Origin of the sequence: Streptomyces sp. SID8352, from assembly GCF_009862265.1 — a bacterium.
Classification (GTDB): domain Bacteria; phylum Actinomycetota; class Actinomycetes; order Streptomycetales; family Streptomycetaceae; genus Streptomyces.
Genome location: NZ_WWGX01000104.1, coordinates 186,043 through 210,058 on the forward strand (window position 1 = coordinate 186,043; position 24,016 = coordinate 210,058).

Sequence of the window (24,016 nt, forward strand, 5' to 3'; positions counted from 1 at the left end):
GTCGCGGTCCCGGCGGCTTCCGGTGGCGCGGCCTCAGACCGCCGGGTTCGCCTGGGAGTTCAGCAGGGACTCCGACAGTTCCTCCGCCACCTGCTGGAGCAGGGGCACGATCCGGTCGGTCGCGGCCACGGTGACCCGTCCGGCCGGACCGGAGATCGAGATGGCGGCTGCGGTGGGGGAGTTGGGAACGGGGACGGCCAGGCAGCGCACCCCGATCTCCTGCTCGTTGTCGTCGATGGCGTAGCCCTGGCGGCGCACTTCCTCCAGGGCCGCGAGGAAGCCGTCCGGAGTGGTGATCGTCTTCTCGGTCGCGGCCGGCATGCCGGTGCGGTGCAGCAGGGCGCGCACCTCGTCCGCCGGGAAGTCCGCGAGCAGGGCCTTGCCGACGCCCGTGGAGTGCGGCAGGACGCGCCGCCCGACCTCGGTGAACATCCGCATCGAGTGCTTGGACGGCACCTGGGCCACATAGACGATCTCGTCGCCGTCCAGCAGGGCCATGTTCGCCGTCTCGCCGGTCTCCTCCACCAGCCGGGCCAGATGGGGGCGCGCCCAGGTGCCGAGCAGCCGGGAGGCGGACTCCCCGAGCCGGATCAGGCGCGGCCCGAGCGCGTACCGCCGGTTCGGCTGCTGGCGCACGTATCCGCAGGCCACCAGGGTGCGCATCAGCCGGTGGATGGTGGGCAGCGGCAGGCCGCTGCTGGCGGACAGCTCGCTGAGGCCGACCTCGCCGCCCGTGTCCGCCATCCGTTCGAGCAGGTCGAAGGCGCGCTCCAGGGACTGGACGCCGCCTGTGGCGGCCCTGGCGGAGTCGGTGCTGCTGGCCCTGGACGTCGGCACGGCGCGTTCCTTTCGAGGCTGGCGGAAAGGCTGAGCCTACCCGCGGCCGGTCGACCCCCCGCTCGCACAGGGGCGCATTCTGCTTCCCGAAAGCATAATTCCGCTCTGAGGAAATGACTACCGAGGCGGCATCGGCTCCGGCCGGAGTGCGCCCCCTTGACGGTGCGATGAAGGGGCGGGAAGACTTCTTCAACAGAACGTTGAAACCCGTGGTGCGGCAGGGAGTGACGAGCACGACGGCCCCCTGTTCTCGCGCCGCCGACCAGACGGCCGGCCGACCGGTGGACCCGCCGGCCGGCGGACCGTCGGCGAGGAGGGGGACCGGTGACCGGAGCCGATCTGGTGCTGCGCTCGACCCGCGTCGTCACCCCCGACGGCACGCGCGCCGCGTCCGTCGCCGTGACCGGCGGGACCATCTCGGCCGTCCTCGCCCACGACGCCCCCGTACCGCGGGGCGCCCGGCTGGAGGACGTCGGGGACCTCGCCGTGCTGCCCGGACTGGTCGACACCCACGTCCATGTGAACGAACCGGGCCGTACCGAGTGGGAGGGCTTTCGGACCGCCACCCGCGCGGCGGCGGCCGGCGGCATCACCACGCTCGTCGACATGCCCCTGAACTCCCTCCCGCCCACCACGACCGTCCGGCACCTGCGGACCAAGCGGACCGCCGCCGCGGGCGCCGTCCACGTCGACGTGGGCTTCTGGGGCGGCGCCCTCCCGGACAACGCCGCGGACCTGCGTCCGCTGCACGAGGCCGGGGTGTTCGGCTTCAAGTCCTTCCTGTCGCCGTCCGGCGTCGACGAGTTCCCCCACCTCGACCGGGCCGGGCTCGACCGGACGATGGCCCGGATCGCCGCCTTCGACGGCCTGCTGATCGTGCACGCGGAGGACCCCGGCCGCCTCGCCGCGGCGCCCCGGCCGGACGGCCCCTCGTACGCGCGCTTCCTGGCCAGCCGCCCCCGGGAGGCCGAGGCCACCGCCGTCGCGGCCCTGATCGACGCGGCCCGGCGGCACGGCACCCGCGTCCACCTCCTCCACCTCTCCTCCGGCGACGCCCTGCCGCCGATCGCACGGGCCCGGGCGGAGGGCGTCCGCCTCACCGTGGAGACCTGCCCGCACTACCTCACCCTCACCGCCGAGGAGGTCCCCGACGGAGCCGCCGAGTTCAAGTGCTGCCCGCCCATCCGCGAGGCCGCCAACCGCGAACCGCTCTGGCGGGCCCTGGCCGACGGCACCATCGACTGCGTGGTCACCGACCACTCACCGGCCACCGCCGACCTGAAGACCGGTGACTTCGCCACCGCCTGGGGCGGCGTCTCCGGACTCCAGCTCAGCCTCTCCGCCGTCTGGACCGAGGCCCGGCGGCGCGGACACACCCTGGACGACGTCGTCCGCTGGATGTCGGCGCACACCGCCCGGCTCGCCGGGCTCGACGCCCGCAAGGGCGCCATCGCCCCCGGCCGCGACGCCGACTTCGCCGTCCTCGACCCCGACGGCACGTTCACCGTCGACCCGGCCCGCCTCCACCACCGCAACCCGGTCACCGCCTACGCGGGCCGCACCCTCTCCGGCGTGGTCCGGTCCACCTGGCTGCGGGGCCGGCGGGTCATGGCGGACGGCGTCCCCGGCGCGCCCCGGGGACGGCTCCTGACCCGGCCCCTGCCCCGGCGCGGTCCGGCCGACCGCCGGGACCCTCCGCGCGGCGCGGCCCGTCCTTCCGAAAGGAGCCCGTGATCACCGTGACGGCCCAGCAGGACCCCCCGCCGTACCGCTTCACCGGAGCGGCGGCCCCCTACGCGGGCGGCGACCCGTACGCCGACCACCGCGCCGCCGACCTCCCCTTCACCCGGTACACCGACCTCGCCGACCGGCGGCTCGGCGCCGGGGTCGTCGCCGCCAACGACGAGTTCTTCGCCCCGCGCGAGAACCTGCTGGTGCCCGGGCCCGCCGAGTTCCACCCCGGGGACTTCGGCCACAAGGGGAAGGTCATGGACGGCTGGGAGACCCGCCGCCGCCGGGGCGCCTCGGCCGGGCGGCCCGGACCGGAGGAGGACGAGCACGACTGGGCGTTGGTCCGCCTGGGCGCGCCCGGGGTGATCCACGGCGTGGTCGTCGACACCGCGCACTTCCGCGGCAACCACCCGCGGGCCGTCTCCGTCGAGGCCACCGCCGTGCCCGGCTCGCCCTCGCCCGGCGAACTGCTCGCCGCCGACGTGCGGTGGACCGCGCTGGTCCCGCGCACCGAGGTCGGCGGGCACGCCGCCAACGGCTTCGCGGTCGCCGACCGGCGGCGCTTCACCCATGTGCGGCTGCGGCAGTACCCCGACGGGGGAATCGCCCGCCTGCGCGTGCACGGCGAGGTCGTCCCGGACCCCGCGTGGCTGGCGGCGCTCGGCGGCTTCGACGTGGTCGCCCTGGAGCACGGGGGCCGGGTCGAGGACGCCTCGGACCGCTTCTACTCCCCGCCCGGCAACACCATCATGCCGGGCCGCTCCCGGCGGATGGACGACGGCTGGGAGACCCGGCGCCGCCGCGACCGGGGCCACGACTGGATCACCTACCGGCTGGCCGAGCGCGCCCGCCTCACCGCCCTGGAGATCGACACGGCCTGTCTGAAGGGCAACGCGGCGGGCTGGGCGTCGGTGTCGGTCAGGGACGACGGCGACGCGGGGGACGGCGGCGGGCACCAGGGGGAGGACGGCGGGCACGCGCGCGAGGACGGCGGGCGCGCGGGCGAGGGGGCGGGGGACCACCCGGGTGCGAGGAGCGGTGGCGCGTGGCGGGAGGTCCTGCCCCGCACCCGTCTCCAGCCCGACACCAACCACCGCTTCGCGCTCCCGGCGGCCGTCGTCGGCACCCACGCCCGGCTGGACGTCTACCCCGACGGCGGAATCTCCCGGCTCCGCCTCTTCGGCACCCTGACCGATGACGGCGCCGCCCGCCTCCGGGCCCGCCACCAGCGGCCGCACGGCTGACGGCTACACCGGGGCCGTCCCGGGGCGGGCGCGGCGGCCCCCGGACGGGCGGGGGCCGCCGCGCCCGCCGGGTTTCACGCGGCAGCGGGGCCGGTACCGGTGAGCGCGGACCCCTCCGCACGCCACCGCACGAAAGGCGCAACGCCATGGGCAAGCTCGTCGTGACCACCTTCCTCACCCTCGACGGCGTCTACCAGGGGCCGGGCGGCCCCGAGGAGGACCCCAGGGACGGCTTCACCCAGGGCGGCTGGAGCGTCCCGTACGGGGACGAGGACTTCGGGCGGTTCGTCACCGACGTGTTCGGCCGGGCGGGTGCCTTCCTCCTCGGCCGCCGCACCTACGACATCTTCGCCGGGTACTGGCCGCACGTGACCGACCCCGCCGACCCGATCGCCGCCCGGCTGAACGGGCTGCCCAAGTACGTCGTCTCCAGCACCCTGGCCGACCCGCGGTGGACGGGCACCACCGTGCTCGGCGGCGACCTCGCCGGGGAGGTCACCGCCCTCACGGCCCGCACCGACGGCGAGGTCCAGGTGCACGGCAGCGGCGCCCTCGCCCGGTCCCTGCTGGACCTCGGCCTCGTCGACACCGTCCACCTGCTGACCTTCCCGGTCGTGCTCGGCGCCGGGCGGCGGCTGTTCCCCGAGGGCACCGCGCCGACCGCCTTCCGGCACACCGGCGGCGGTGTCACGGGCGCGGGGGTCTCCATCCGGACGTACGAGGTGGCCGGACGCCCGGAGTACGGCTCGTACTGACCCGCCGCCCCCGCGCGGGGCGACGCGGCGCCACGAAGGCCGCGGGGCGCGGAGTGCCGGGCCCGGAGTGCTGGACGCGGAGTGCCGGGCCCGGAGTCCGCCTCCGTCCCGGTCCGCCGTCCCGTTCGCTCCCCGGCGGTGGAGCCGGGCGTGCCCGCGACGGTCCCGGTCCGGCCCCCGCCGGACCGTCCGGGCACGGACGCGCGACCGACACGAGGGGCTCGGGGCCCCGTGGAGCCGCCTTCCCGCCCGGCCGCTGATGGCCCCGTACGGCGCCGACGCCGGGCACGGAGCCACTGACCGGCTTCGGTCCGGGCGGTGACCGGCCGCTGCGGCTCCTCCAGCCGCGCGGGGGCGCCCCAGAGGGGGGCGAGCTCGTTGCGGGCTTCCCCCTGAGCAGGATCTGCGGCCTGCTCGAACTGCCCGGCCGCCTCGCGCAGTTCCTCCGCGGCCGCCCGCCCGGCATCCGGGCCTTCGGGAGCGGCCGGGGCCGCGGCGAGCGGTGCGAGCGCGGCGGTGGGCTGCCCGGCCAGGACTGCGCGGACGGCCTGGCGGATCGCGTCTAGGGGGAACCCCTGCCCGGCAGGCGGCCCTTGCCGATGGTGCGCCGCGCGGGGATCCCGGCGTGGGGGAACTCCTCCTCCGCGGGCTCGGCCAGTGCGGGTCGGATCTGCCGCACCGTCTGCGGAGGCCGATCTGCGGCGCACCGGTAACAGTGGAGAAGACCGGGAGGGCATCCTGGACCAGCGGCCCGACATCGCTACGGCCGTCGCTCCGCAACTGCCCCACCACGTCCGCGCTGTATCGCCTTCCACCCCGAGAGCAGCCGAGGCGCCCGCGTCCTGCCCCTGATCCGGGCGGCCGAGCCCCGCCCTGCGTGGTCCCCGCGCACGCGGAGTTGCCGAAGAGGTACCGGAAAGGGCTTCGCCACCCTGCGCGCGGCCATGCACCCGTGCCGCCACCACCGACAGGGCGCAACTAGCCTGACCCCGCCCACACATGACGGGACGAGCAGCACCGCCCATGGGCGCGGGTCAGCACCCGTATGATCCACGGGACCCGAAACCACGAGCGGAGGGCGGCCCGTTATGCCTCAAAGGTCGAAGTCAGGTAAAGCGAGTAAAATCCGCCCTCGGCCAGAGTAAAATCTCTGGTCAACTCCTGTGATCCCCGCGCACGCGGGGGTGGTCCCGACCAGTGCCACCACTCGGTCCGGTAGTTGATGTGATCCCCGCGCACGCGGGGGTGGTCCCCCTCCCGCGAGGGAGGGAGCGCCTTGTGCGAGGGTGCCGAGTGATCCCCGCGCGCGCGGGGGTGGTCCCCGCCTCGGCGGTTACCACCCGTCCGCGGTGACGTGATCCCCGCGCAAGCGGGGGTGGTCCCCAGAGGGTGAAGACGCTGCCGAAGCCGGTTGCGTGATCCCCGCGCACGCGGGGGTGGTCCTCGGTCGAAGGGCGACCAGGGCCCCGAGTCGTGGTGATCCCCGCGCACGCGGGGGTGGTCCCCGGGCCCGATTCGGCTCAGGAATCGGGCCCGAGTGATCCCTGCGCACGCGGGGGTGGTCCCGGCTGGCCCGGGCCACCGGCTGGCCGCCGTTCGTGTTCCCCGCGCACGCGGGGGTGGTCCTCCCTCCGGGCTGTGGCGCAGGCCCTGCTGGAGTACCGCAGCAGCGTCCTCGGGCGCCTTGGGGCCGGTAGGCGTGTTGGGAGGGCCGGAGACCTCCGTCCTGCCCAGCGACGGCGCTCGGGCCCGGAAGACGGTGAGTGGCTGTTCCGCTGCCTGGTTCGCCGCCGGGGAAAGGAGGACGGGGTCCATCTCCCCGACCATGGCTGCGGCAGCGGGGTTCCTGTTCGTCAACACCGAGCACGGGAGGGCCGCTTCACGGGGACGGACGCCCCGACCCGGCCCGGCTTCCGGATGCCGTCCCGAACCCGCGTCCCGTCGCCGCCGCCGTCGGGCCGGGGGGTGTGCGGGGCGGCCGGTCCACGCACGTCATGATGAGCGCATGCGATTCCGACTCCCCTCACGGGCCGCGCGGTCCGGCGTCCTGGCGGCGCTCGTCCCCGCCCTGCTCGTGGGCGGCTGCTCCGTCTCCCCGGACCCCGACGGGACCGCCGCGCGCCCCGCGGAGACCGGCGCCGTCGGCCGTGTCTGCTACGGCGACCTGCCCGCCCAGGCGCACGACACCCTGCGCCTGATCGAGCGGGGCGGCCCCTACCCGTACTCCCAGGACGGGACCGTCTTCCGGAACCGGGAGGGCGTCCTGCCCGGCCACGCCGTGGGCTACTACCACGAGTACACGGTGCGCACCCCCGGTTCCCGCACCCGCGGAGCGCGCCGCGTCGTCACCGGCGACGGGCACCGGGAGGAGTACTACACCGCCGACCACTACACCTCGTTCGCCCGCGTCGACCGGAGCTGCTGAGGCCGGGCTCCGGACGCGGTGCCGGGGGCCGCGTCCGGGGCGGGGCGTGTTTGGGGCGGGGCCCGGCGAGGGGCCCGCCGTCACTCCGGCGGACGGCTCTCGGCGGCCACGAACAGCGCGAGGGCCAGCACGATCAGGGCCGCGCTCGCGTAGATCTCGTAGCCCTCCAGGAAGCCCAGGCGGTGCACGAGCCCCCAGTTCCAGTCGGTGAACCGGCTCACCAGGCCCGCCACTCCCTGCACCAGGGCGAGGGCTCCGACGATCTCCAGCAGTCTCTTCATGCCCCGACCCTCGCCCCCCGGTCCCCGCCCGCGCATCGGCCACGGGGCCGGTCCCGTCCGACCGAAGCAGCCGATGACCGCGGTCCCCGCCGCCGAAAGTATCCGGACCCCCGACTTCGGTCTCCATCTCCCCGCCACGGCGCCGGTGGCTCCCCGGGCCTGCGTAGATTTGCGAACCGTGAGCGAAGACAGGCCGGCGCGGATCACCCCGGCGTTCCCAGGGCGCCGCTGGCTGCTGCCGTCGGCGCTGGTCGAGCAACTCGACCCGGAGCCGTCCGGGCGGCGCCCGCGCCGCACCGCCCGTGACTGGCTCGTCGACTTCAGCTGCTTCCTGCTCGCCGTGCTGCTCGGCGTGCTGAACCTGGAGACGTTGCGCCGGGAGCCCGGCCTCGGGCAGGGCCTGAGCGCCGCCGACCAGGTGATCGGCGCCCTCGCCTGCGCCGCCGTCTGGCTGCGGCGCCGCTGGCCGGTCGGGCTCGCGGTGGTGATGGTGCCCGTCGGGCTCGTCTCCGTCGTCGCCGCCGGGACCACCCTCGTCGCCGTCTTCACGGTGGCCGTGCACCGGCCCTTCCGCTACGTGGCCTGGATCGCGGGCACCGTCATCGCCGTGCAGCCCCTCTTCTACCTGTGGCGCCCCGACCCCGACCTGCCCTACCTCGGCTCGGTCTTCTTCAGCGCACTGCTGATCACCGCCGTCGCGGGCTGGGGCATGCTGGCCCGCTCCAAGCGGCAACTGCTGCTCAGCCTGCGGGACCGGGCCCGGCGCGCCGAGACCGAGGCCCGGCTGCGGGCCGAACAGGCCCAGCGGCTCGCCCGGGAGGCCATCGCCCGGGAGATGCACGACGTGCTCGCCCACCGGCTGACCCTGCTCAGCGTGCACGCGGGCGCCCTGGAATTCCGGCCCGACGCCTCCCGGGAGGAGGTGGCGCGGGCGGCGGGCGTCATCCGGGAGAGCGCGCACGAGGCCCTCCAGGACCTGCGCGAGATCATCGGCGTCCTGCGGGCCGGCGACCCCGACGACGCCGGACGTCCCCAGCCGACCCTGGACGCCCTCGGCACGCTGGTCGACGAGTGCCGGGAGGCGGGCATGCGGGTCGCCTCCGCCGGGCGGGTCACCGAACCCGGCGCCCTCCCCGCCTCCGTGGGCCGCACCGTCTACCGCATCGCCCAGGAGGCGCTCACCAACGCCCGCAAGCACGCCCCCGGCACCGAGGTCACCGTGACGGTCACCGGAGCGCCGGGCGAGGGGCTGGACGTGACGGTGCGCAACACGCCGCCGACGGGCGCGGTCCCCGCCGTCCCCGGCTCCGGGCAGGGCCTCATCGGCCTGACCGAACGCGCCACCCTGGCCGGGGGCACCCTCCGCCACGGCCCCACCCCCGACGGCGGCTTCGAGGTCGCGGCGCACCTGCCCTGGACGGACCGACGGGCCGACGGACCGACGGGACGCGGGACGGGGCGGGGGAACGGGACGTGAGTGAGGGGTGGTGGCGGCCGGGAGCGGGCCCGGGGCGGGGCGGGGCGGAGGGGCGTTGCGGTACGGCGTGGCGGCGGGGGAGGGGCGGCGGGGGCGTCCCACGGTCCGCCGTGGCCCGCGGGCCACGTTCCGCCGGGACGGCCCGGCCGACCCGCCCCCCTCGCGCCTGTCCGCCCCCTCGCGCCTGTCCGCCCGGCCGACGTGTCCGTCCGCCCGACGTGACCGTCCTTCCGGTCCTTCCGCTCGGTGCGCCCGGTCCTCTCCGCCCGCTCGGGGCACCGTTGCCCGACCGGCCGACTGACCGGCGGCCCCGGCCTCGTCACGGCCCGGCGCACAGCCCGCACTTGGGCCGGTGCTCGCGCGCGTGGTGGCCCGCGGTGCCCCGGCGCCCTGGTGCCCGGCGTGCGCCGGCCTGCCGCTCCCGCGCCGTCGCGCCGACCGCACGGCCCGGTCCGGGGGCGTTGCCGGGCCCGCGCGGTCGGTCCGGGGGCGGTCGGTCCACCCGATCCGCCGGGCCACGTACCTGACCGGCCATCGGCCATCCGGCCCGCTCGGCTCTCTCCGACCTCGGCCGATCCTGACCCCGGTGCCCGGTGCCCGGTGCCCGGTGCCCGGTGCCCGGTGCCCGGTGCCCGGTTCGGCACCGTCCCGTCCACCGGGCCGCCTCGCGGTGCCGACCGTTCCCGTCGACCGGAGCGCCGCCCCCGTCCCGCCGAGCGGGCCGGCCGTCCCGGCCATCCCGCCAACCGCCCTCCGCCCGCCGTGATTACGGTGGGGCCATGAACGCGATCAGACTCCTGCTCGTCGACGACGACCCCCTCGTGCGGGCCGGGCTGTCCTTCATGCTGGGCGGTGCCGACGACATCGAGGTGGTCGGGGAGGCCGCCGACGGCCACGAGGTCGGGGCGCTCGTCGACCGCACCCGGCCCGACGTGGTCCTCATGGACATCCGCATGCCGGCGGTGGACGGACTGACCGCAACCGAACGGCTGCGGGGGCGTGCGGACGCGCCGCAGGTGATCGTGCTCACCACCTTCCACGCCGACGAGCAGGTGCTGCGCGCCCTGCGTGCCGGAGCCGCCGGGTTCGTCCTCAAGGACACCCCGCCCGCCGAGATCATCGAGGCGGTGCGCCGGGTCGCGGCCGGGGACCCCGTGCTGTCGCCCGCCGTGACCCGACGGCTGATGGAGCGGGTGGCCGGGAGCGCGGCCGACACCCGCCGCGAGCGCGCCCGTGAGCGCATCACCGCGCTCAACGAGCGCGAGCGCGAGGTCGCGGTTGCGGTCGGCCGGGGACTCGCCAACGCCGGGATCGCGGGCGAGCTGTTCATGAGCGTCGCCACGGTGAAGACCCATGTCTCCCGCGTCCTGGCCAAGCTCGGCCTGGACAACCGCGTCCAGATCGCCCTCCTCGTCCACGACGCCGGTCTCCTCGACGGCACCCCGCACGACGAGGGCCCGCACGGCACCGCCCGCTGACGACGAGGACGTACGGCGGGCGCTCCCGGGGGCGGGACGGACCGGCACGGGGACCCGCCCCGGGCCGACCGGGCCCGCCCCCGGACCGCCCCGCCTCCCATCCCCGGGCCGGCCGGGCCCGCCCCGCTTCGGCGGGCCCCTGCCGCGCGTCCCGGGTCAGACCCCCGCCCGTTCCTCCCCGGACGGTGGTGCCGCCGCTCCCGCCCGCTCCAGTCCGCAGCTCCCGTCCGCGCAGGACCGGCGCAGACGACCGGCCGAGACGGTCTCGACGAGGCCGAGGGCCCAGCACATCGGGCAGCCGCGCAGCGCGACCACGCCGACCGGCACGAGCAGCAGGCTCACCGGGCCGACGGCGGGCAGCAGCGCCAGCCCGCCGGCGAGCGCGCCGAACCCGAGGGCGCCACGGGCCAGATGACGCGGCACCGAGGCACTTCCGAAGCCGCCGGACGCCGGACGCCCGGCGCGGAACCGCCCGGCGCGGAACCGCCCGGCGCGGGACCGCCGCTCGCGGGACCCGGCGGCGCGGGCCGGGGCGGGACGGAACGTGGCGGTCCGGAACGTGGCGGTGCGGGACCCGGACGTACCGGGCCGGGCGGTGCCGTCCGCCGGGCCGCGTTCAGATGCCGTCACCGGTTCCTCCCCTCCCGGCGGGCTCCTCGCCCAGCGTCTCCCGCACCGTCCGCCGCGCCCGGTGCAGCCGGGACTTCATCGCGGCGGTGCTGAGCCCGAGCCGGTCCGCGACCGTCCGGCCGGGCAGGCCCTGGACGTCCCGCATGACCAGCACGCGCCGCTGGTCGTCGGGGAGGGCGGCGACGGCGTCGGCGACCCGTTCCGCCTCCAGCCGCAGCAGGACGTCCTCCTCGGCGGAGGGCGCGGTGCCTCCGGCGGCACCGGGCTCCGCGGACGGCCCGCGCGGGCGCAGCGCCCGGGCCCGGCGCAGGCACTCGTTGCGGACGATCCGGAACATCCACGAGGCCAGCGCCCCGGAGGCGCGCAGCATGCCGATCTTCCGGTAGAGGATGATCAACGCCTCCTGCGCGGCGTCCTCGGCGTCCTGCGGGGTGGCGCACAGCGAGCGCGCGAACCGGTGGACATGCGGGTAGGAGCCGTGGACGAGGGTGGCCAGCGCCTCGGAGTCGCCGCCCTGCGCCGCGGTGACCAGGGGCGCGTCGGGCCAGGTGCGGTCAGCCACGCCGCCGCCCCCGGCGGCGCAGCAGGGTGACGGCGCACGCGCACAGCAGCAGCGCGGCCGCCACCGCGGTGATGACGGCGGTGGTGGTGCTCATGGGTCCTCCCCAGGGGACACGGGACGGACGCGGTTCGTCCGTTCCCCCATGAGAGGCATCGGGACATGGAAAGGATTCGGCCCACTCGCCACGGTCCTCCCGTTCGCCGTTCGCCGTTCGCCGCCCCCCCGTCGTCACCGTCCGCTGCCGCTGCCGCCGTCCCGTTCGCCGTCACCGTCCCCCCGTCCGCCGCCGTCCCGCCCTCCGCAGACCTCCCGGCCCGCCGGACAGCGCCGTAGGACACGGCCCGGGGCGCGGACCGCTCCGGCAGGGAGCCGGACGCGCCGGACACCGACCGCCGGACCGTGCCCCCGGATGCCGCGAGGTGTCACCGGACAACCGCGAGGCACCCACGGGCGCCGCAGGGCACCCACGGGCGCCGCAGGGCACCCACGGGCGCCGCAGGGCACCCACGGGCGTCGCGAAGCCTCCCGGGCCGCGGGACCGGACGCCCCGCCGTACACCGTCGCGGGACACCACCCCGCCCGCACGACCGGGCCCGCCGTGACCGTACGACCGGGCCCGCCGCGCCCGCCCCGGGGCTCCGCCCGGCCCACGCCCGGCGCCCATGCGCCCCGGCGCTCAGCCGCGTAACGCCGCTCCCGCCGCCCCCGGCACCTCCGCCAGCCGTACCGGCCTGCGTTCGCGCCGCGACACCTCGCACGCCTCCGCGATCCGGAGGGCCTGGAGCGCCGCGTGTCCGTCGCACGGGTTGTCCCGCTCGCCCCGCACCAGCTCCACGAACGCGGTCAGCTCCGCCTCGTACGCCGGGCCGAAGCGCTCCAGGAACCCCGTCCACGGCTTGTCCGCCGCCGGGGGCCCGGTCGGTTCGGTCGACGCGATCGGCGTGCGGTCGTCCAGACCCACGACGATCTGGTCCAGCTCCCCGGCCAGCTCCATGCGGACGTCGTACCCCGCCCCGTGCAGCCGGGTCGCGGTGACCGTCGCCAGCGTGCCGTCGTCCAGGGTCAGCAGCGCCGCCCCGGTGTCCACGTCGTCCGATTCCCGGAACATCCCCGGCCCGCCGTCGGACCCGGCGGCGTACACGTCGGTGACCTCCCGCCCCGTGATCCAGCGCAGGACGTCGAAGTCGTGGATCAGGGTGTCCCGGAAGAGGCCGCCGGACTGGGCCAGGTAGGCGGGCGGCGGCGGTGCCTGGTCGCTGGTGACCGCGCGCACGGTGTGCAGCCGGCCGAGCCGCCCCGACCGCACCGCCTCCCGCGCCCCCGCGTAGCCGCTGTCGAAGCGCCGCTGGAAGCCCATCTGCAGGATCGTGCCGGCGGCGGCCACCTCGCCGAGGGCGTGCAGCGTGCCCGCCAGGTCGGCCGCGACGGGCTTCTCGCAGAACACCGGCAGCCCCGAGCGCGCCGCCCGCCCGATCAGCTCGGCGTGGGCCGAGGTGGCCGTCGTGATCACCACCGCGTCGACGCCCCAGTGGAAGATCTCGTCCACGCCCGGTGCCGCCGTCTCGCCCAGGCGGTGCGCCAGCTCCTGCGCGCGCGCCCGGTCGGCGTCGGTCAGGATCAGGGACCCGACGTCGCGGTGACGGCTGAGCGTGTTGGCGTGGACGGTGCCGATCCGGCCCGTACCGATGACCCCGATGCGCATGGAAACAAAGTGGGCTCACAGCCCGGCCGCTGTCAATGTGTATGTCCGGACAACCGGACTGCACGACTTCCCGTCAACAGGGCGTGGGGCTACGCTCGGCGGGTGCCGAAACCAACCGTGGACCCGACGGACGCGCTCGACCTCCGAGTGGACCGCAGCAGTCCGGTCCCGCTGTACTTCCAGCTCGCGCAGCAGCTGGAGGCGGCGATCGAACACGGCGCCCTGACCCCCGGCAGTCTCCTGGGCAACGAGATCGACCTGGCCGCGCGGCTCGGCCTGTCCCGCCCCACCGTCCGCCAGGCGATCCAGTCCCTCGTCGACAAGGGCCTCCTGGTGCGCCGCCGGGGCGTCGGCACCCAGGTGGTGCACAGCCAGGTCAAGCGCCCGCTGGAGCTGAGCAGCCTCTACGACGACCTGGCCGCCGCCGGCCGCCGCCCCTCCACGAACGTGCTGGTCAACACCGTCGTCGACGCCACCGTCGAGGTCGCCGCTGCCCTGGGGGTCCCCGAGGGCGGCGATGTGCACCGCCTGGAACGGCTGCGCCTGGCGCACGGCGAACCGGTCGCCTACCTCTGCAACCACCTGCCCCCCGGCCTCCTCGACCTGGACACCGGGCAACTGCGCGCCACCGGCCTCTACCGCCTGCTGCGCGGCGCCGGGATCACCCTGCACAGCGCCCGCCAGTCCATCGGCGCCCGCGCCGCCGCCCCGGCCGAGGCCGAGCGGCTGGACGAACCGGAGGGCGCCCCCCTGCTCACCATGCGGCGCACCACCTACGACGACACCGGACGCGCCGTCGAGTTCGGCACGCACCTGTACCGGCCCTCCCGCTACTCCTTCGAGTTCCAGCTCCTCGTACGGCCCTGACCCGCCCGTCCGCCAGAGCCCGGTCCCGCCCCGCCCCGGCTCCCGGCCCCGGTCTCCGGCTCCTGGCTCCCGGGTCCGGGTCCGGCCCCCGGGCCTCGGTCCCGGACGGCGGCCCCGCGCACCGTGGAGGTTCGTCTCAATGTCCGGACAATATGACCCGTCGGCGCTCCCCTGGGCGGAACCACGGGTTCCGGTAGCGGAGAATGGAGCGTTCGGGATTTCCCGCGACCGGCTCCGCCCGGCACCGGGACCCCACGGCGACCGGGTCCCGGCACCCGGCGGAACAGCACGGCACGGCAAGAAGGGGCGCGGCCTCGTGGCACGTTTTCGGACATGGGTGGGCATCGCACTGGCAGGGGCGCTGACGCTGTCCCTGGCCGGGTGCAGCAGCACCGGCGGCAAGCGCGCCGAGGACGCCCGCAGGGCGGCGGCTGCCCAGGGACGGGCGGCGGTGGACACCCCCCGCTGGACCTTCGCCATGATCACCCACTCGGGCGACGGCGACACCTTCTGGGACATCGTCCAGAGCGGCGCCGAACAGGCGGCCGTCAAGGACAACATCAACTTCCTGTACTCCCACGACGACGAGGCCCAGCAGCAGGCCCAGCTCGTCGACGCGGCCGTCGACAAGAAGGTCGACGGGATCGTCGTCACCCTCGCCAAGCCCGACGCGATGAGGTCCGCCCTCGACCGCGCCCGGAAGGCCGGCATCCCCGTGATCACCGTGAACTCCGGCTCCGAGGAGTCCAGGGAGTTCGGCGCCCTCACGCACATCGGCCAGGACGAGACCATCGCCGGCGAGGCGGTCGGCGAGGAACTCAACGCCCGGGGCCGCGAGCGGGCCCTGTGCATCCTGCACGAACAGGGCAACGTCGGCCACGAGCAGCGCTGCGACGGAGTCGAGAAGACCTTCGACGGCACCCTCCAGCGGCTCTACGTCAACGGCACCAACATGCCCGACACCCAGTCCGCCATCGAGGCCAAGCTCCAGAGCGACCGGGCCGTCGACGCCGTCGTCACCCTCGGCGCGCCCTACGCCGACACCGCCGTCAAGGCCCGCGAGGGCGCGGGCAGCAAGGCCGAGATCGACACCTTCGACCTCAACGCCAAGGTCGTCGCCGGGCTCCGGTCCGGCGCCCTGGGCTTCGCCGTCGACCAGCAGCCCTACCTCCAGGGCTACGAGGCCGTCGACCTGCTCTGGCTGTACAAGTACAACGCGGACGTCCTCGGCGGCGGCCGCCCGGTCCTCACCGGCCCCCAGATCATCACCAAGGACGACGCCGCCGCCCTCGCCGACCACACGGAGCGGGGCACCCGATGAGCGCCCCCGCGCCGGTGCGGGACACCGGGGGGCGGACCGCGCCCCACACCGCCCCGCTGCGCAGGCTGCTGGGCCGCCCCGAGCTGGGCTCGGTCGTCGGCGCCCTCGCCGTCTTCGCCTTCTTCGTGGCCTTCGCCGACGGCTTCCTGCGCCCCGCCAGTCTCGCCACCGTCCTCTACGCCGCCTCCACCATCGGCATCATGGCGGTGCCCGTGGCGCTGCTGATGATCGGCGGCGAGTTCGACCTGTCCGCGGGCGTCCTGGTGACCTCGTCGGCGCTGGTCTCCTCGATGTCCAGCTATCAGATGACCGCCAACGTCTGGGTCGGCGTCGCCGTCTCGCTGCTGGTCACCCTCGCCATCGGAGCCTTCAACGGCCTGATGCTCACCCGCACCGGGCTGCCCAGCTTCATCATCACGCTCGGCACCTTCCTGATGCTGACCGGTGTGAACCTGGGCCTCACCAAGCTCATCGGCGGCACCGTCTCCACCAAGTCCATCGCCGACATGGAGGGCTTCCCCGCCGCCCGCGACGTGTTCGCCTCCACGCTCACCGTCGGCGGCGTCGGCTTCAAGGTCACCATCCTCTGGTGGCTCGCCCTGGTCGCCGTCGCGAGCTGGATCCTGCTGCGCACCCGCGCCGGCAACTGGATCTTCGCCGTCGGCGGCAACAAGGAGGCCGCCCGCGCGGTCGGCGTCCCGGTCACCCGCACCAAGGTCGGCCTCTACATGGGCGTCGGCCTCGGCGCCTGGATCTCCGGTCAGCACCTGCTCTTCTCCTACGACGTCGTCCAGTCCGGCGAGGGCGTCGGCAACGAGCTGATCTACATCATCGCCGCCGTCATCGGCGGCTGCCTGATCACCGGCGGCTACGGCAGCGCCGTCGGCTCGGCGGTCGGCGCCCTCATCTTCGGCATGACCAGCAAGGGCATCGTCTTCGCCGAGTGGAACCCCGACTGGTTCAAGTTCTTCCTCGGAGCGATGCTGCTCCTCGCGGCCCTGCTCAACGCCTGGGTCCGCAAGCGGGCGGAGGCCACCGCATGACGCAGCGCACCGACGGCCGTACGGCCCTCGTGGAGCTGACCGACGTCAGCAAGCACTACGGCCACGTCCGCGCCCTGGAGGGGGTGTCCCTCACCGTCCACGCCGGGGAGATCACCTGTGTCCTGGGCGACAACGGCGCGGGCAAGTCCACCCTCATCAAGATCATCGCGGGGCTGCACCGGCACGACGGCGGCACCCTCGCCCTCGACGGGGAGGAGATCCGCCTCGGCTCCCCGCGCGAGGCCCTGGACCGGGGCATCGCCACCGTGTACCAGGACCTCGCCGTGGTCCCGCTCATGCCGGTCTGGCGGAACTTCTTCCTCGGCTCCGAGCCGCGCCGGGGCGCCGGCCCGTTCCGGCGGCTCGACGTCGACCGCATGCGCCGCACCACCCACGCGGAACTGCTGCGCATGGGCATCGACCTGCGCGACGTCGACCAGCCCATCGGCACCCTCTCCGGCGGCGAACGCCAGTGCGTGGCCATCGCCCGCGCGGTGCACTTCGGCGCGAAGGTCCTCGTCCTCGACGAACCCACGGCCGCGCTCGGCGTCAAGCAGTCCGGCGTCGTCCTGAAGTACGTCTCCGCCGCCCGCGACCAGGGCCTGGGCGTCGTCCTGATCACCCACAACCCGCACCACGCCCATCTGGTGGGCGACCGCTTCGTCCTGCTGAAGCGCGGCACCATGGTCGGCAACCACGAACGCGACGACATCACCCTGGACGAACTGACCCGCCAGATGGCGGGCGGATCGGAACTGGACGCCCTGCGCCACGAGCTCCAGCGGGAGGACTGAGGCCGCGGCGGGACGACCGGCGGTGCCGTCCGGGACGACCGGCGGTGCCGTCCGGGACGACCGGCGGTGCCGTCCGGGAGGACCTTCCCGGGAGGGCCGGCCGAACCGCCCGGGAGGGCCGGAACACCGGGGTGCGCGGGAAACCGGGCACCCCGTACCGGCGTGCCCGCGGCCCCGCCCGCCGGGTCCGCTCCGGGCGGCCGTCCACCCCGCCCCGGCAGGGGAAGCGTTCGGCCGAGGACACCTCCGTGCGGCACAATCGCACCCGATGAGCACCTATCGCGACCTCACCGCCCCCATCGGTTCCCGCCGCGCCCCGGTCCTGCGCACCGTGGGCACCAGGGAACGCCGCTCACACCTCTCCGCCCCCCGGGTGCCGACCGTCGGCATCGACATCGGCGGGACCAAGGTCATGGCGGGCGTCGTGGACGCCGACGGCAACATCCTGGAGAAGCTGCGCGCGGAGACCCCGGACAAGTCCAAGAGCCCCCGGGTCGTCGAGGACACCATCGTCGAGCTGGTGCTCGACCTCTCCGACCGGCACGACGTGCACGCCGTCGGCATCGGCGCGGCCGGCTGGGTCGACGCCGACCGCAACCGCGTCCTGTTCGCCCCCCACCTCTCCTGGCGCAACGAGCCGCTGCGCGACCGCCTCGCGGGCCGCCTCGCCGTCCCCGTGCTCGTGGACAACGACGCCAACGCCGCCGCCTGGGCCGAGTGGCGCTTCGGCGCCGGACGCGACGAGGACCACCTCGTCATGATCACCCTGGGCACCGGCATCGGCGGCGCGATCCTGGAGGACGGCCGGGTCAAGCGCGGCAAGTACGGGGTCGCGGGGGAGTTCGGCCACATGCAGGTCGTCCCCGGCGGACACCGCTGCCCCTGCGGCAACCGGGGCTGCTGGGAGCAGTACAGCTCCGGCAACGCCCTGGTGCGGGAGGCCCGCGAGCTGGCCGCCGCCGACTCCCCGGTGGCGTACGGGATCATCGAGCACGTCAAGGGGAACACCGGCGACATCACCGGCCCGATGATCACCGAGCTGGCCCGGGGCGGCGACGCCATGTGCGTCGAACTGCTCCAGGACATCGGCCAGTGGCTCGGCGTCGGCATCGCCAACCTCGCCGCGGCCCTCGACCCCTCCTGCTTCGTGATCGGCGGCGGCGTCAGCGCGGCCGACGACCTGCTGATCGGCCCCGCGCGGGACGCCTTCAGACGCCAGCTCACCGGGCGCGGCTACCGCCCCGAGGCCCGGATCGTCCGCGCCCGGCTCGGCCCCGAGGCCGGCATGGTCGGCGCCGCCGACCTGGCCCGGCTGGTCGCCCGCCGCTTCCGCCGCGCCAAACGGCGCCGGGTGGAACGCCACGAGCGCTACGAACGGTACGCGGAGGCCCGCGACACGGCCCGGGAGTCGCTGTGACGGGCTCCCCGGGCCGCCGGGGGGCGCTGCCGCAGCAGTCGGGGACCGCGCCCCGGGACGAGGACCCGCACGGGCCCCCGGACGGCGCGGACGCCACCGGCACCCGGGACGCCCACGACACGCCCGGCGCGCCCCGGGCGGAGCGCCCGCCGGAGGACCGGCGGCACATGATCCGCCGCCGCGCGCTCACCCTGCTGACCATCGTGCTGCTGATCGGCGTCCCGGCCGGCTATCTGGTGATCTCCGCCAACCAGAGCCGCAGCAGCGGGCGGGACAAGGAGGCGAAGTACGCCGCCACCGGCCTGACCGAGGGCTGGCCGTCGAAGCTCCAGCGGCGCATCTACGAGGTGCCGGTCCCGGTGCCGTCCGAAGAGGTCGCCCACTACGAGACGAACAACTGGCGCACCAGCCGCCTCTACGTCCAGTTCGAGACGACCGCGGCGGGGCTGGACGCCTTCCTCGCCGGGGTGGGCGTCGGACGGGACGCCCTGGAGGAGGGCGTGATCGCCGTCAACGACCGCGCCCGGCAGGTCGCCGGGTGGGAGTTCGACGGGACGGGCGACTGGTGGGGGCTGACCCATGTCCAGGAGAACCCGCGGCCCACCCAGGACATCGTCGTGAACATGGCCGACCCGGACTATCCGATGGTCTACGTGGTCTCCCACACGGTGCCGTGAGCGGGACGCGGCGGCGCGGCGCGGCCGGGTGACGCGGCGCGGCGGTGCGATGCGGTGGTGGTGCTGCGCGGCCGTGGGGCGCGGTGACCGTCGGCGCGGTGCGGGCGGTGCGGGCGGTGCGGTGGTGCCGGCGTCCGGCGGCGGTGGGGCCCACCGGGTGGTGACGCCGGACACCGGGTGGTGGCACCCGCGCCCCGGGCGACGGGGACGGTGGCGGGGATGACGGGGCGGCCCGGGCGGTGGTCCGGGGCGGGCCCGGCGGCGTATCCGGGCAGGCTCTCCTCCGGAGAGTCCGGGATGTCGTCCCGGTACCGACGGCGCCGGCAGATCCGGCACCCCCCTGACGGTCCCGGCACGCCTGACGCTCCCGGCGCGCCAGGCGCTCCCCGGACGGCCCGGTCGCCCCGGCCGTCTCCAGGCCCCGAAGCGTCCGCTCGCGCCCACCGTCCGCAGAGGACGTCGGGGCCGATTGTCGGACCCCGCCCGTAGAGTCGGAGACGACTGATCCGACGGAGGGCCGGGAGGTGACACAACGTATGCGGGACATGGCGGTGGCCGAGACGAACGCCGACGGCCGGGCGGCGGGCGCGGCGGCCGGGCGCGGCCACGGGCACCGTCCCGCGCGCGCGGCGGAGCGGGCGGCGGGCGGCCCCCCGGCCGCGGCGGAGGCCGTGCCGCCCGGGCTCGCCGCCGTGTTCCTGCCCGCCCCGCTCCCGCGCGACGGCCGGATCGCCTTCTGGGACCCGGCGGGCGCCCCCGGCCCGCCCGCCGGGGACGGGGAGATCACCGTCGTCCGCCCGCACGGCTCGTCCGTACGGCGCCGGACCACCCCCGCGCTGTCCCTGCCGGTCGCCGAGGCACTGCCCCTGCTGGTGCGCGCCCGCCGCGATCCGGCCGCGCACCCGGCCACCGCCTGCTGGGGGGCCGCCGCGCTGCACGCCCTGCGGCTGACGGCGCGCGGGCGGCTGCTGCCCGGCCTGACGCCCGACGGCGACGACGCCTGGCGCGCCGGGCCCCTGGACCCGGAGGACCTGGCGCATCTGCGCGCGGTCGCCGCCGCCCTGCCCCCGGAGGGCCACGCCGTGCCGCTGGACGGCCCCGGGCCGATCCGGCTGCCGGAGCCGGAGGCGCTGATGCGGTCCTTCCTCGACGCCGTCGCGGACACCCTGCCCCGCACTCCCGCCGCCCCCCACGCCTGCGGGCGCCCCTTCGCCGGGCCCGGGGCCCACCGCCTGCCCGGCGCGCGGGACTGGGCCGCGGAGGTCGCCGCCGGCATGGACGCGGGCGTGCGGATCTCGCTCCGCCTCGACCTCTCCGCGTACGACGTCTTCGACGGGGAGGCCGAGCGCCGGGACGCGGCGGGCGGGGGCGCCGCCGCGCGCGGCGCCGGGGCGGCCGTCGTCCAGGTGCACAGCCTCGCCGACCCCACGCTGGTGGCCGACGCCGCCGACCTCTGGTCGGGCGCCGCCGACGCCGCCTTCGGCCCCCGCGCCCGGGTGGACACCGCCCTCGCGGTGCGCCGGGCCGCCCGGACCTGGCCGCCGCTGGACCGGCTCACCGAGCAGGACGTGCCCGACGTGCTGAGCCTGTCCGCACCGGAGGTCGTCGACCTGCTCGGCGTGGCGGCCACCCGCCTCGCCGCGGCCGGCGTCGCCGTGCACTGGCCCCGGGACCTGGCCCAGGACCTCACCGCGGCCGCCGTCGTCCGCCCCGCCCCCGGTTCCGCCACCGACGGCACCGGCTTCTTCGAGAGCGCCGACCTGCTGCGCTTCCGCTGGCAGCTGGCGCTCGGCGGCGACCCGCTCACCGAGGCCGAGATGGACACCCTGGCCGAGGCCCACCGGCCGGTCGTGCGGCTGCGCGACCGGTGGGTCCTGGTCGACCCCGAGCTGGTCCGCCGGGCCCGCAGGCGCGACCTCGGCCTGCTCGATCCGGTCGACGCCCTGGCCGTCGCCCTCACCGGCAGCGCCGAGGCCGACGGCGAGACGGTCGAGGTGGTGCCCGAGGGCGCCCTGGCAGCCCTGCGCGACCGGCTGACGGCGGGCATCCGGCCCGCCGAGCCGCCCCCCGGCCTGCGCGCGACGCTGCGCGACTACCAGTTGCGCGGGCTGGCCTGGCTGGAGCTGATGACCTCCCTCGGCCTCGGCGGCTGCCTCGCCGACGACATGGGGCTCGGCAAGACGGTCACCGTCATCGCGCTGCACCTGAAGCGGGCGCGGACCGAGCCGACCCTCGTGGTCTGCCCCGCCTCGCTGCTGGGCAACTGGCAGCGGGAGATCACCCGCTTCGCCCCCGGCGTGCCCGTCCGCCGCTTCCACGGCGCCGACCGCTCCCTGGACGGCCCGGAGGGCGGCTTCGTCCTCACCACCTACGGCACCATGCGGTCCGCCGCGCCCGACCTGGCCGAACGGGGCTGGGGCATGGTCGTCGCCGACGAGGCGCAGCACGTCAAGAACCCCCACTCCGCCACCGCCAGGGCCCTGCGCACCATCCCGTCGCCCGCGCGGGTCGCGCTCAGCGGCACCCCGGTCGAGAACAACCTCTCCGAGCTGTGGGCCCTGCTCGACTGGACGACCCCCGGTCTGCTCGGCCCCCTCAGGTCCTTCCGCGCCCGGCACGCCCGCGCCGTGGAGAACGGCGAGGACGGGGAGGCCGTGGAGCGGCTCGCCCGGCTGATCCGCCCTTTCCTGCTGCGCCGCCGGAAGTCCGACCCCGGCATCGTGCCCGAGCTGCCGCCGAAGACCGAGACGGACCACTCGGTCCCGCTCACCCGCGAGCAGGCGGCGCTGTACGAGGCGGTGGTCCGCGAGTCGATGCTCGCCATCGAGGCGGCCGGGGGAATCGCCCGCCGGGGGCTGGTGCTGAAGCTCCTCACGTCGCTCAAGCAGATCTGCGACCACCCCGCGCTGTTCCTCAAGGAGGCGGACGGCGGGGGAGGGGCGGCCGGGGCCGCGGGGGACCGCATGGCCGCCCGCTCGGGCAAACTCGCCCTGCTGGACGAGCTGTTGGACACCGTGCTCGCGGAGGACGGCTCGGTCCTGGTCTTCACCCAGTACGTCGGCATGGCCCGGCTGATCACCGCGCACCTGGCGGCCCGCGCGGTCCCCGTCGACCTGCTGCACGGGGGTACGCCGGTGGCGGAGCGGGAGCGCATGGTGGACCGCTTCCAGAGCGGGGCGACCCCCGTGCTGGTCCTGTCCCTCAAGGCCGCGGGAACCGGCCTCAACCTCACCCGCGCGGGCCATGTCGTGCACGTCGACCGCTGGTGGAACCCGGCCGTCGAGGAGCAGGCGACCGACCGCGCCTACCGCATCGGCCAGACCCAGCCGGTCCAGGTCCACCGCCTCATCACCGAGGGCACGGTGGAGGACCGCATCGCGGAGATGCTTGAAGCCAAGCGGGCCCTGGCCGACGCGGTCCTCGGCACCGGCGAGTCCGCGCTCACCGAGCTGACCGACCGCGAGCTGACCGATCTGGTGTCCCTGCGGAGGCCGTCATGACCCCCCGCCCGGCCGACGCCGCCCGTGCGGCCCTGCGCGCGGCGCGGGGGGAGGCGCCGCCACCGGCAGGGGGCGGGGCGCCGTCCCCCTCCGCTCCGCCGCCGTCCCCTCCGGTCGCTCCGGTGGACCCTGACGCGTCGGCGCCGGCCGGCACCGGGGAGTGGGACGGGCCGATGACACCCGCAGGGGCGGGGGCACCGGCCGGGCCGGAGGCGGCGGAAGCGCCCGGGGCGCCGTCCGGGTCCGTGCGTCCCGACGCGTGGCGTCCGGCCGACGCGGCCCGCGCGGCCCTGCGCCGTGCCCGCGGTGCCCAGCGGATGCCCGGCCCCGACGAGGGCGCCGACATCGGCGCCGAGCCGTCCGGCGATGGGGCGTCGGCGGTTCCGGGTGCCCGGTCCCCGGCCGGCCGCAAGGACGCCCCGGACGCCGCACCCGGCCCGGAGGGGGCGCGGCCCGGCGCGGACCGGGCCCGGGGGACCGGTGGCAAGGGGCCCGTCCGCGGGACCGGTGCCGAGCGCGGCGTCGCGGTCGGCGCGGAGGTCCCGCTGTCCCCGGCCGTGGACGACGGCGGGTCCGGAGCCTCGGACACGGAGGGCGGGCCGGGGGCCGGGGTGGCGATGCGGAGGGTCACCGACGGGCCGGAGCCGGCTCCGGCGTCCTTTTCGGACGCGGCTGCCGCTGCCGCTGCCGCTGCAGTGGTGGGCGGTGCGGGGTCGCGCCCAGTGCCCGGTGCGGAGGCCGAAGCCGCCGGGGCCGGTGGGGCGGACGGCCGCACCGCCGCACCTGCCCCGGTCGTCGGGGCACGGGGCGGCCGCCCCGGGGACGTGGCACGCGAGGCGTTGCGGGAGGCCCGGCGGAAGGCGTCGGCGGAGAAGGACGCGGCGGAAGCGGGGCGGGGGCGGCGTTCCCGCCGTACGGCCGCCGGACCCGGACACCGGGGCGGTGCTCCCCACGGCGACGCGCGGGCCCGCGAGGTGCGCGAGGCGCTGGCGGACGCCTTCCGGCTGCCCTGGGACAAGGAGGCCGCCTCGGCCAACGGCGCCGCCGCGGTGGCGGCTTCGGCCGGAACAGCGACTCCGCTGGGGGAGGGCTCCGGGTCCGAGGGCTGCGCCGCCGGGGATCCCGGCCCCGAGGGGGCGGCTCAGAGCCCTGCGGTCCGCCCGCCCCGGGGGCGGAATCCGGACGATGCCCCGAGCCCGCCGGTGTCCGAGCCGTGGCGCGGTCCGGACGCTGGGCGCTATGCGACCGGTTCGGAGCGTACGTCGGCCAACAGGC

18 protein-coding genes are annotated in these 24,016 nt (G+C 76.3%); 13 read left to right on the forward strand and 5 right to left on the reverse strand.

Translation table 11 applies throughout. From position 1 onward, the window contains the following. Positions 1 to 33: 33 nt before the first annotated feature. Positions 34 to 837 carry an IclR family transcriptional regulator gene (locus GTY84_RS30730; RefSeq protein WP_161229680.1) on the reverse strand — a complete coding sequence of 268 codons (804 nt, stop codon included), beginning with the start codon at positions 835 to 837 and terminating at the stop codon, positions 34 to 36. A 324-nt stretch (positions 838 to 1,161) separates the two neighbouring features. Here GTY84_RS30730 and allB point away from each other — a divergent pair, with 324 nt between their 5' ends. From allB to GTY84_RS30750, 4 genes are all read left to right on the forward strand, one after another. Next, complete coding sequence (allB, locus tag GTY84_RS30735; RefSeq protein ID WP_161229681.1) at positions 1,162 to 2,571, forward strand: allantoinase AllB; 1,410 nt, start codon at positions 1,162 to 1,164, stop codon at positions 2,569 to 2,571. 5 nt (positions 2,572 to 2,576) lie between these two features. Continuing rightward, a complete protein-coding gene (gene alc / locus GTY84_RS30740; RefSeq protein WP_161229813.1) occupies positions 2,577 to 3,812 on the forward strand; it encodes an allantoicase in 1,236 nt (411 codons plus the stop codon). Positions 3,813 to 3,958: 146 nt separating this feature from the next. Beyond that, entirely contained in the window at positions 3,959 to 4,567 is a 609-nt protein-coding gene (locus GTY84_RS30745) for a dihydrofolate reductase family protein (protein WP_161229682.1), read from the forward strand. A 2,005-nt stretch (positions 4,568 to 6,572) separates the two neighbouring features. Beyond that, positions 6,573 to 6,992, forward strand: coding sequence for a ribonuclease domain-containing protein (locus GTY84_RS30750; RefSeq protein WP_161229683.1), 420 nt, complete (start codon positions 6,573 to 6,575; stop codon positions 6,990 to 6,992). 80 nt (positions 6,993 to 7,072) lie between these two features. On the opposite strand, the gene GTY84_RS30755 is transcribed toward GTY84_RS30750, so the two are convergent. After that, positions 7,073 to 7,273: a hypothetical protein gene (locus GTY84_RS30755; protein WP_161229684.1), complete on the reverse strand. Its 201-nt coding sequence runs from the start codon at positions 7,271 to 7,273 to the stop codon at positions 7,073 to 7,075. 178 nt (positions 7,274 to 7,451) lie between these two features. Between GTY84_RS30755 and GTY84_RS30760 the strand changes: the two genes are divergently transcribed. Continuing rightward, complete coding sequence (locus GTY84_RS30760) at positions 7,452 to 8,750, forward strand: histidine kinase (RefSeq protein WP_345943578.1); 1,299 nt, start codon at positions 7,452 to 7,454, stop codon at positions 8,748 to 8,750. A 779-nt stretch (positions 8,751 to 9,529) separates the two neighbouring features. Further along, positions 9,530 to 10,228: a response regulator transcription factor gene (locus tag GTY84_RS30765; protein WP_161229686.1), complete on the forward strand. Its 699-nt coding sequence runs from the start codon at positions 9,530 to 9,532 to the stop codon at positions 10,226 to 10,228. A gap of 156 nt (positions 10,229 to 10,384) precedes the next feature. Here GTY84_RS30765 and GTY84_RS34380 read toward each other — a convergent pair whose 3' ends face one another. From GTY84_RS34380 to GTY84_RS30780, 3 genes are all read right to left on the reverse strand, one after another. Then, a complete protein-coding gene (locus GTY84_RS34380; protein ID WP_237532812.1) occupies positions 10,385 to 10,858 on the reverse strand; it encodes a hypothetical protein in 474 nt (157 codons plus the stop codon). Further along, positions 10,845 to 11,420 carry an RNA polymerase sigma factor gene (locus GTY84_RS30775; RefSeq protein ID WP_161229687.1) on the reverse strand — a complete coding sequence of 192 codons (576 nt, stop codon included), beginning with the start codon at positions 11,418 to 11,420 and terminating at the stop codon, positions 10,845 to 10,847. Before GTY84_RS30775 ends, GTY84_RS34380 begins: the two co-directional genes overlap by 14 nt. Before the next feature lie 676 nt (positions 11,421 to 12,096). After that, entirely contained in the window at positions 12,097 to 13,122 is a 1,026-nt protein-coding gene (locus GTY84_RS30780) for a Gfo/Idh/MocA family oxidoreductase (RefSeq protein ID WP_161229688.1), read from the reverse strand. 117 nt (positions 13,123 to 13,239) lie between these two features. Here GTY84_RS30780 and GTY84_RS30785 point away from each other — a divergent pair, with 117 nt between their 5' ends. The 7 genes from GTY84_RS30785 to GTY84_RS30815 all read left to right on the forward strand — a co-directional run bounded on the left by GTY84_RS30785 (position 13,240) and on the right by GTY84_RS30815 (position 22,741). Further along, complete coding sequence (locus tag GTY84_RS30785) at positions 13,240 to 13,989, forward strand: GntR family transcriptional regulator (protein ID WP_161229815.1); 750 nt, start codon at positions 13,240 to 13,242, stop codon at positions 13,987 to 13,989. A 316-nt stretch (positions 13,990 to 14,305) separates the two neighbouring features. Next, positions 14,306 to 15,310, forward strand: a complete 1,005-nt coding sequence (locus GTY84_RS30790; protein WP_161229689.1) for a sugar ABC transporter substrate-binding protein — start codon at positions 14,306 to 14,308, stop codon at positions 15,308 to 15,310. Further along, the gene (locus tag GTY84_RS30795; RefSeq protein WP_161229690.1) at positions 15,307 to 16,353 is read left to right on the forward strand and encodes an ABC transporter permease; all 1,047 of its coding nucleotides are present in this window, start codon (positions 15,307 to 15,309) and stop codon (positions 16,351 to 16,353) included. Before GTY84_RS30790 ends, GTY84_RS30795 begins: the two co-directional genes overlap by 4 nt. Continuing rightward, positions 16,350 to 17,147 carry an ATP-binding cassette domain-containing protein gene (locus GTY84_RS30800; RefSeq protein ID WP_161229691.1) on the forward strand — a complete coding sequence of 266 codons (798 nt, stop codon included), beginning with the start codon at positions 16,350 to 16,352 and terminating at the stop codon, positions 17,145 to 17,147. Before GTY84_RS30795 ends, GTY84_RS30800 begins: the two co-directional genes overlap by 4 nt. 268 nt (positions 17,148 to 17,415) lie before the next feature. Then, positions 17,416 to 18,564 (forward strand): ROK family glucokinase, encoded by a 1,149-nt coding sequence (locus GTY84_RS30805; protein ID WP_161229692.1) that lies wholly within the window; start codon positions 17,416 to 17,418, stop codon positions 18,562 to 18,564. Next, on the forward strand, positions 18,561 to 19,241 hold the full coding sequence (locus tag GTY84_RS30810) for a sugar kinase (protein WP_345943579.1): 681 nt from the start codon (positions 18,561 to 18,563) through the stop codon (positions 19,239 to 19,241). Before GTY84_RS30805 ends, GTY84_RS30810 begins: the two co-directional genes overlap by 4 nt. Before the next feature lie 524 nt (positions 19,242 to 19,765). After that, positions 19,766 to 22,741, forward strand: coding sequence for a DEAD/DEAH box helicase (locus tag GTY84_RS30815; protein WP_345943580.1), 2,976 nt, complete (start codon positions 19,766 to 19,768; stop codon positions 22,739 to 22,741). Positions 22,742 to 24,016: the final 1,275 nt, after the last annotated feature.

Coding starts and splice junctions, on each gene's coding strand:
- GTY84_RS30750 (WP_161229683.1), top strand. CDS start 6,573: ATGCGATTCCGACTCCCCTCACGGGCCGCGCGGTCCGGCGTCCTGGCG.
- GTY84_RS30765 (WP_161229686.1), top strand. CDS start 9,530: ATGAACGCGATCAGACTCCTGCTCGTCGACGACGACCCCCTCGTGCGG.
- GTY84_RS30780 (WP_161229688.1), bottom strand. CDS start 13,122: ATGCGCATCGGGGTCATCGGTACGGGCCGGATCGGCACCGTCCACGCC.
- GTY84_RS30795 (WP_161229690.1), top strand. CDS start 15,307: ATGAGCGCCCCCGCGCCGGTGCGGGACACCGGGGGGCGGACCGCGCCC.
- GTY84_RS30800 (WP_161229691.1), top strand. CDS start 16,350: ATGACGCAGCGCACCGACGGCCGTACGGCCCTCGTGGAGCTGACCGAC.
- GTY84_RS30805 (WP_161229692.1), top strand. CDS start 17,416: ATGAGCACCTATCGCGACCTCACCGCCCCCATCGGTTCCCGCCGCGCC.
- GTY84_RS30745 (WP_161229682.1), top strand. CDS start 3,959: ATGGGCAAGCTCGTCGTGACCACCTTCCTCACCCTCGACGGCGTCTAC.
- GTY84_RS30755 (WP_161229684.1), bottom strand. CDS start 7,273: ATGAAGAGACTGCTGGAGATCGTCGGAGCCCTCGCCCTGGTGCAGGGA.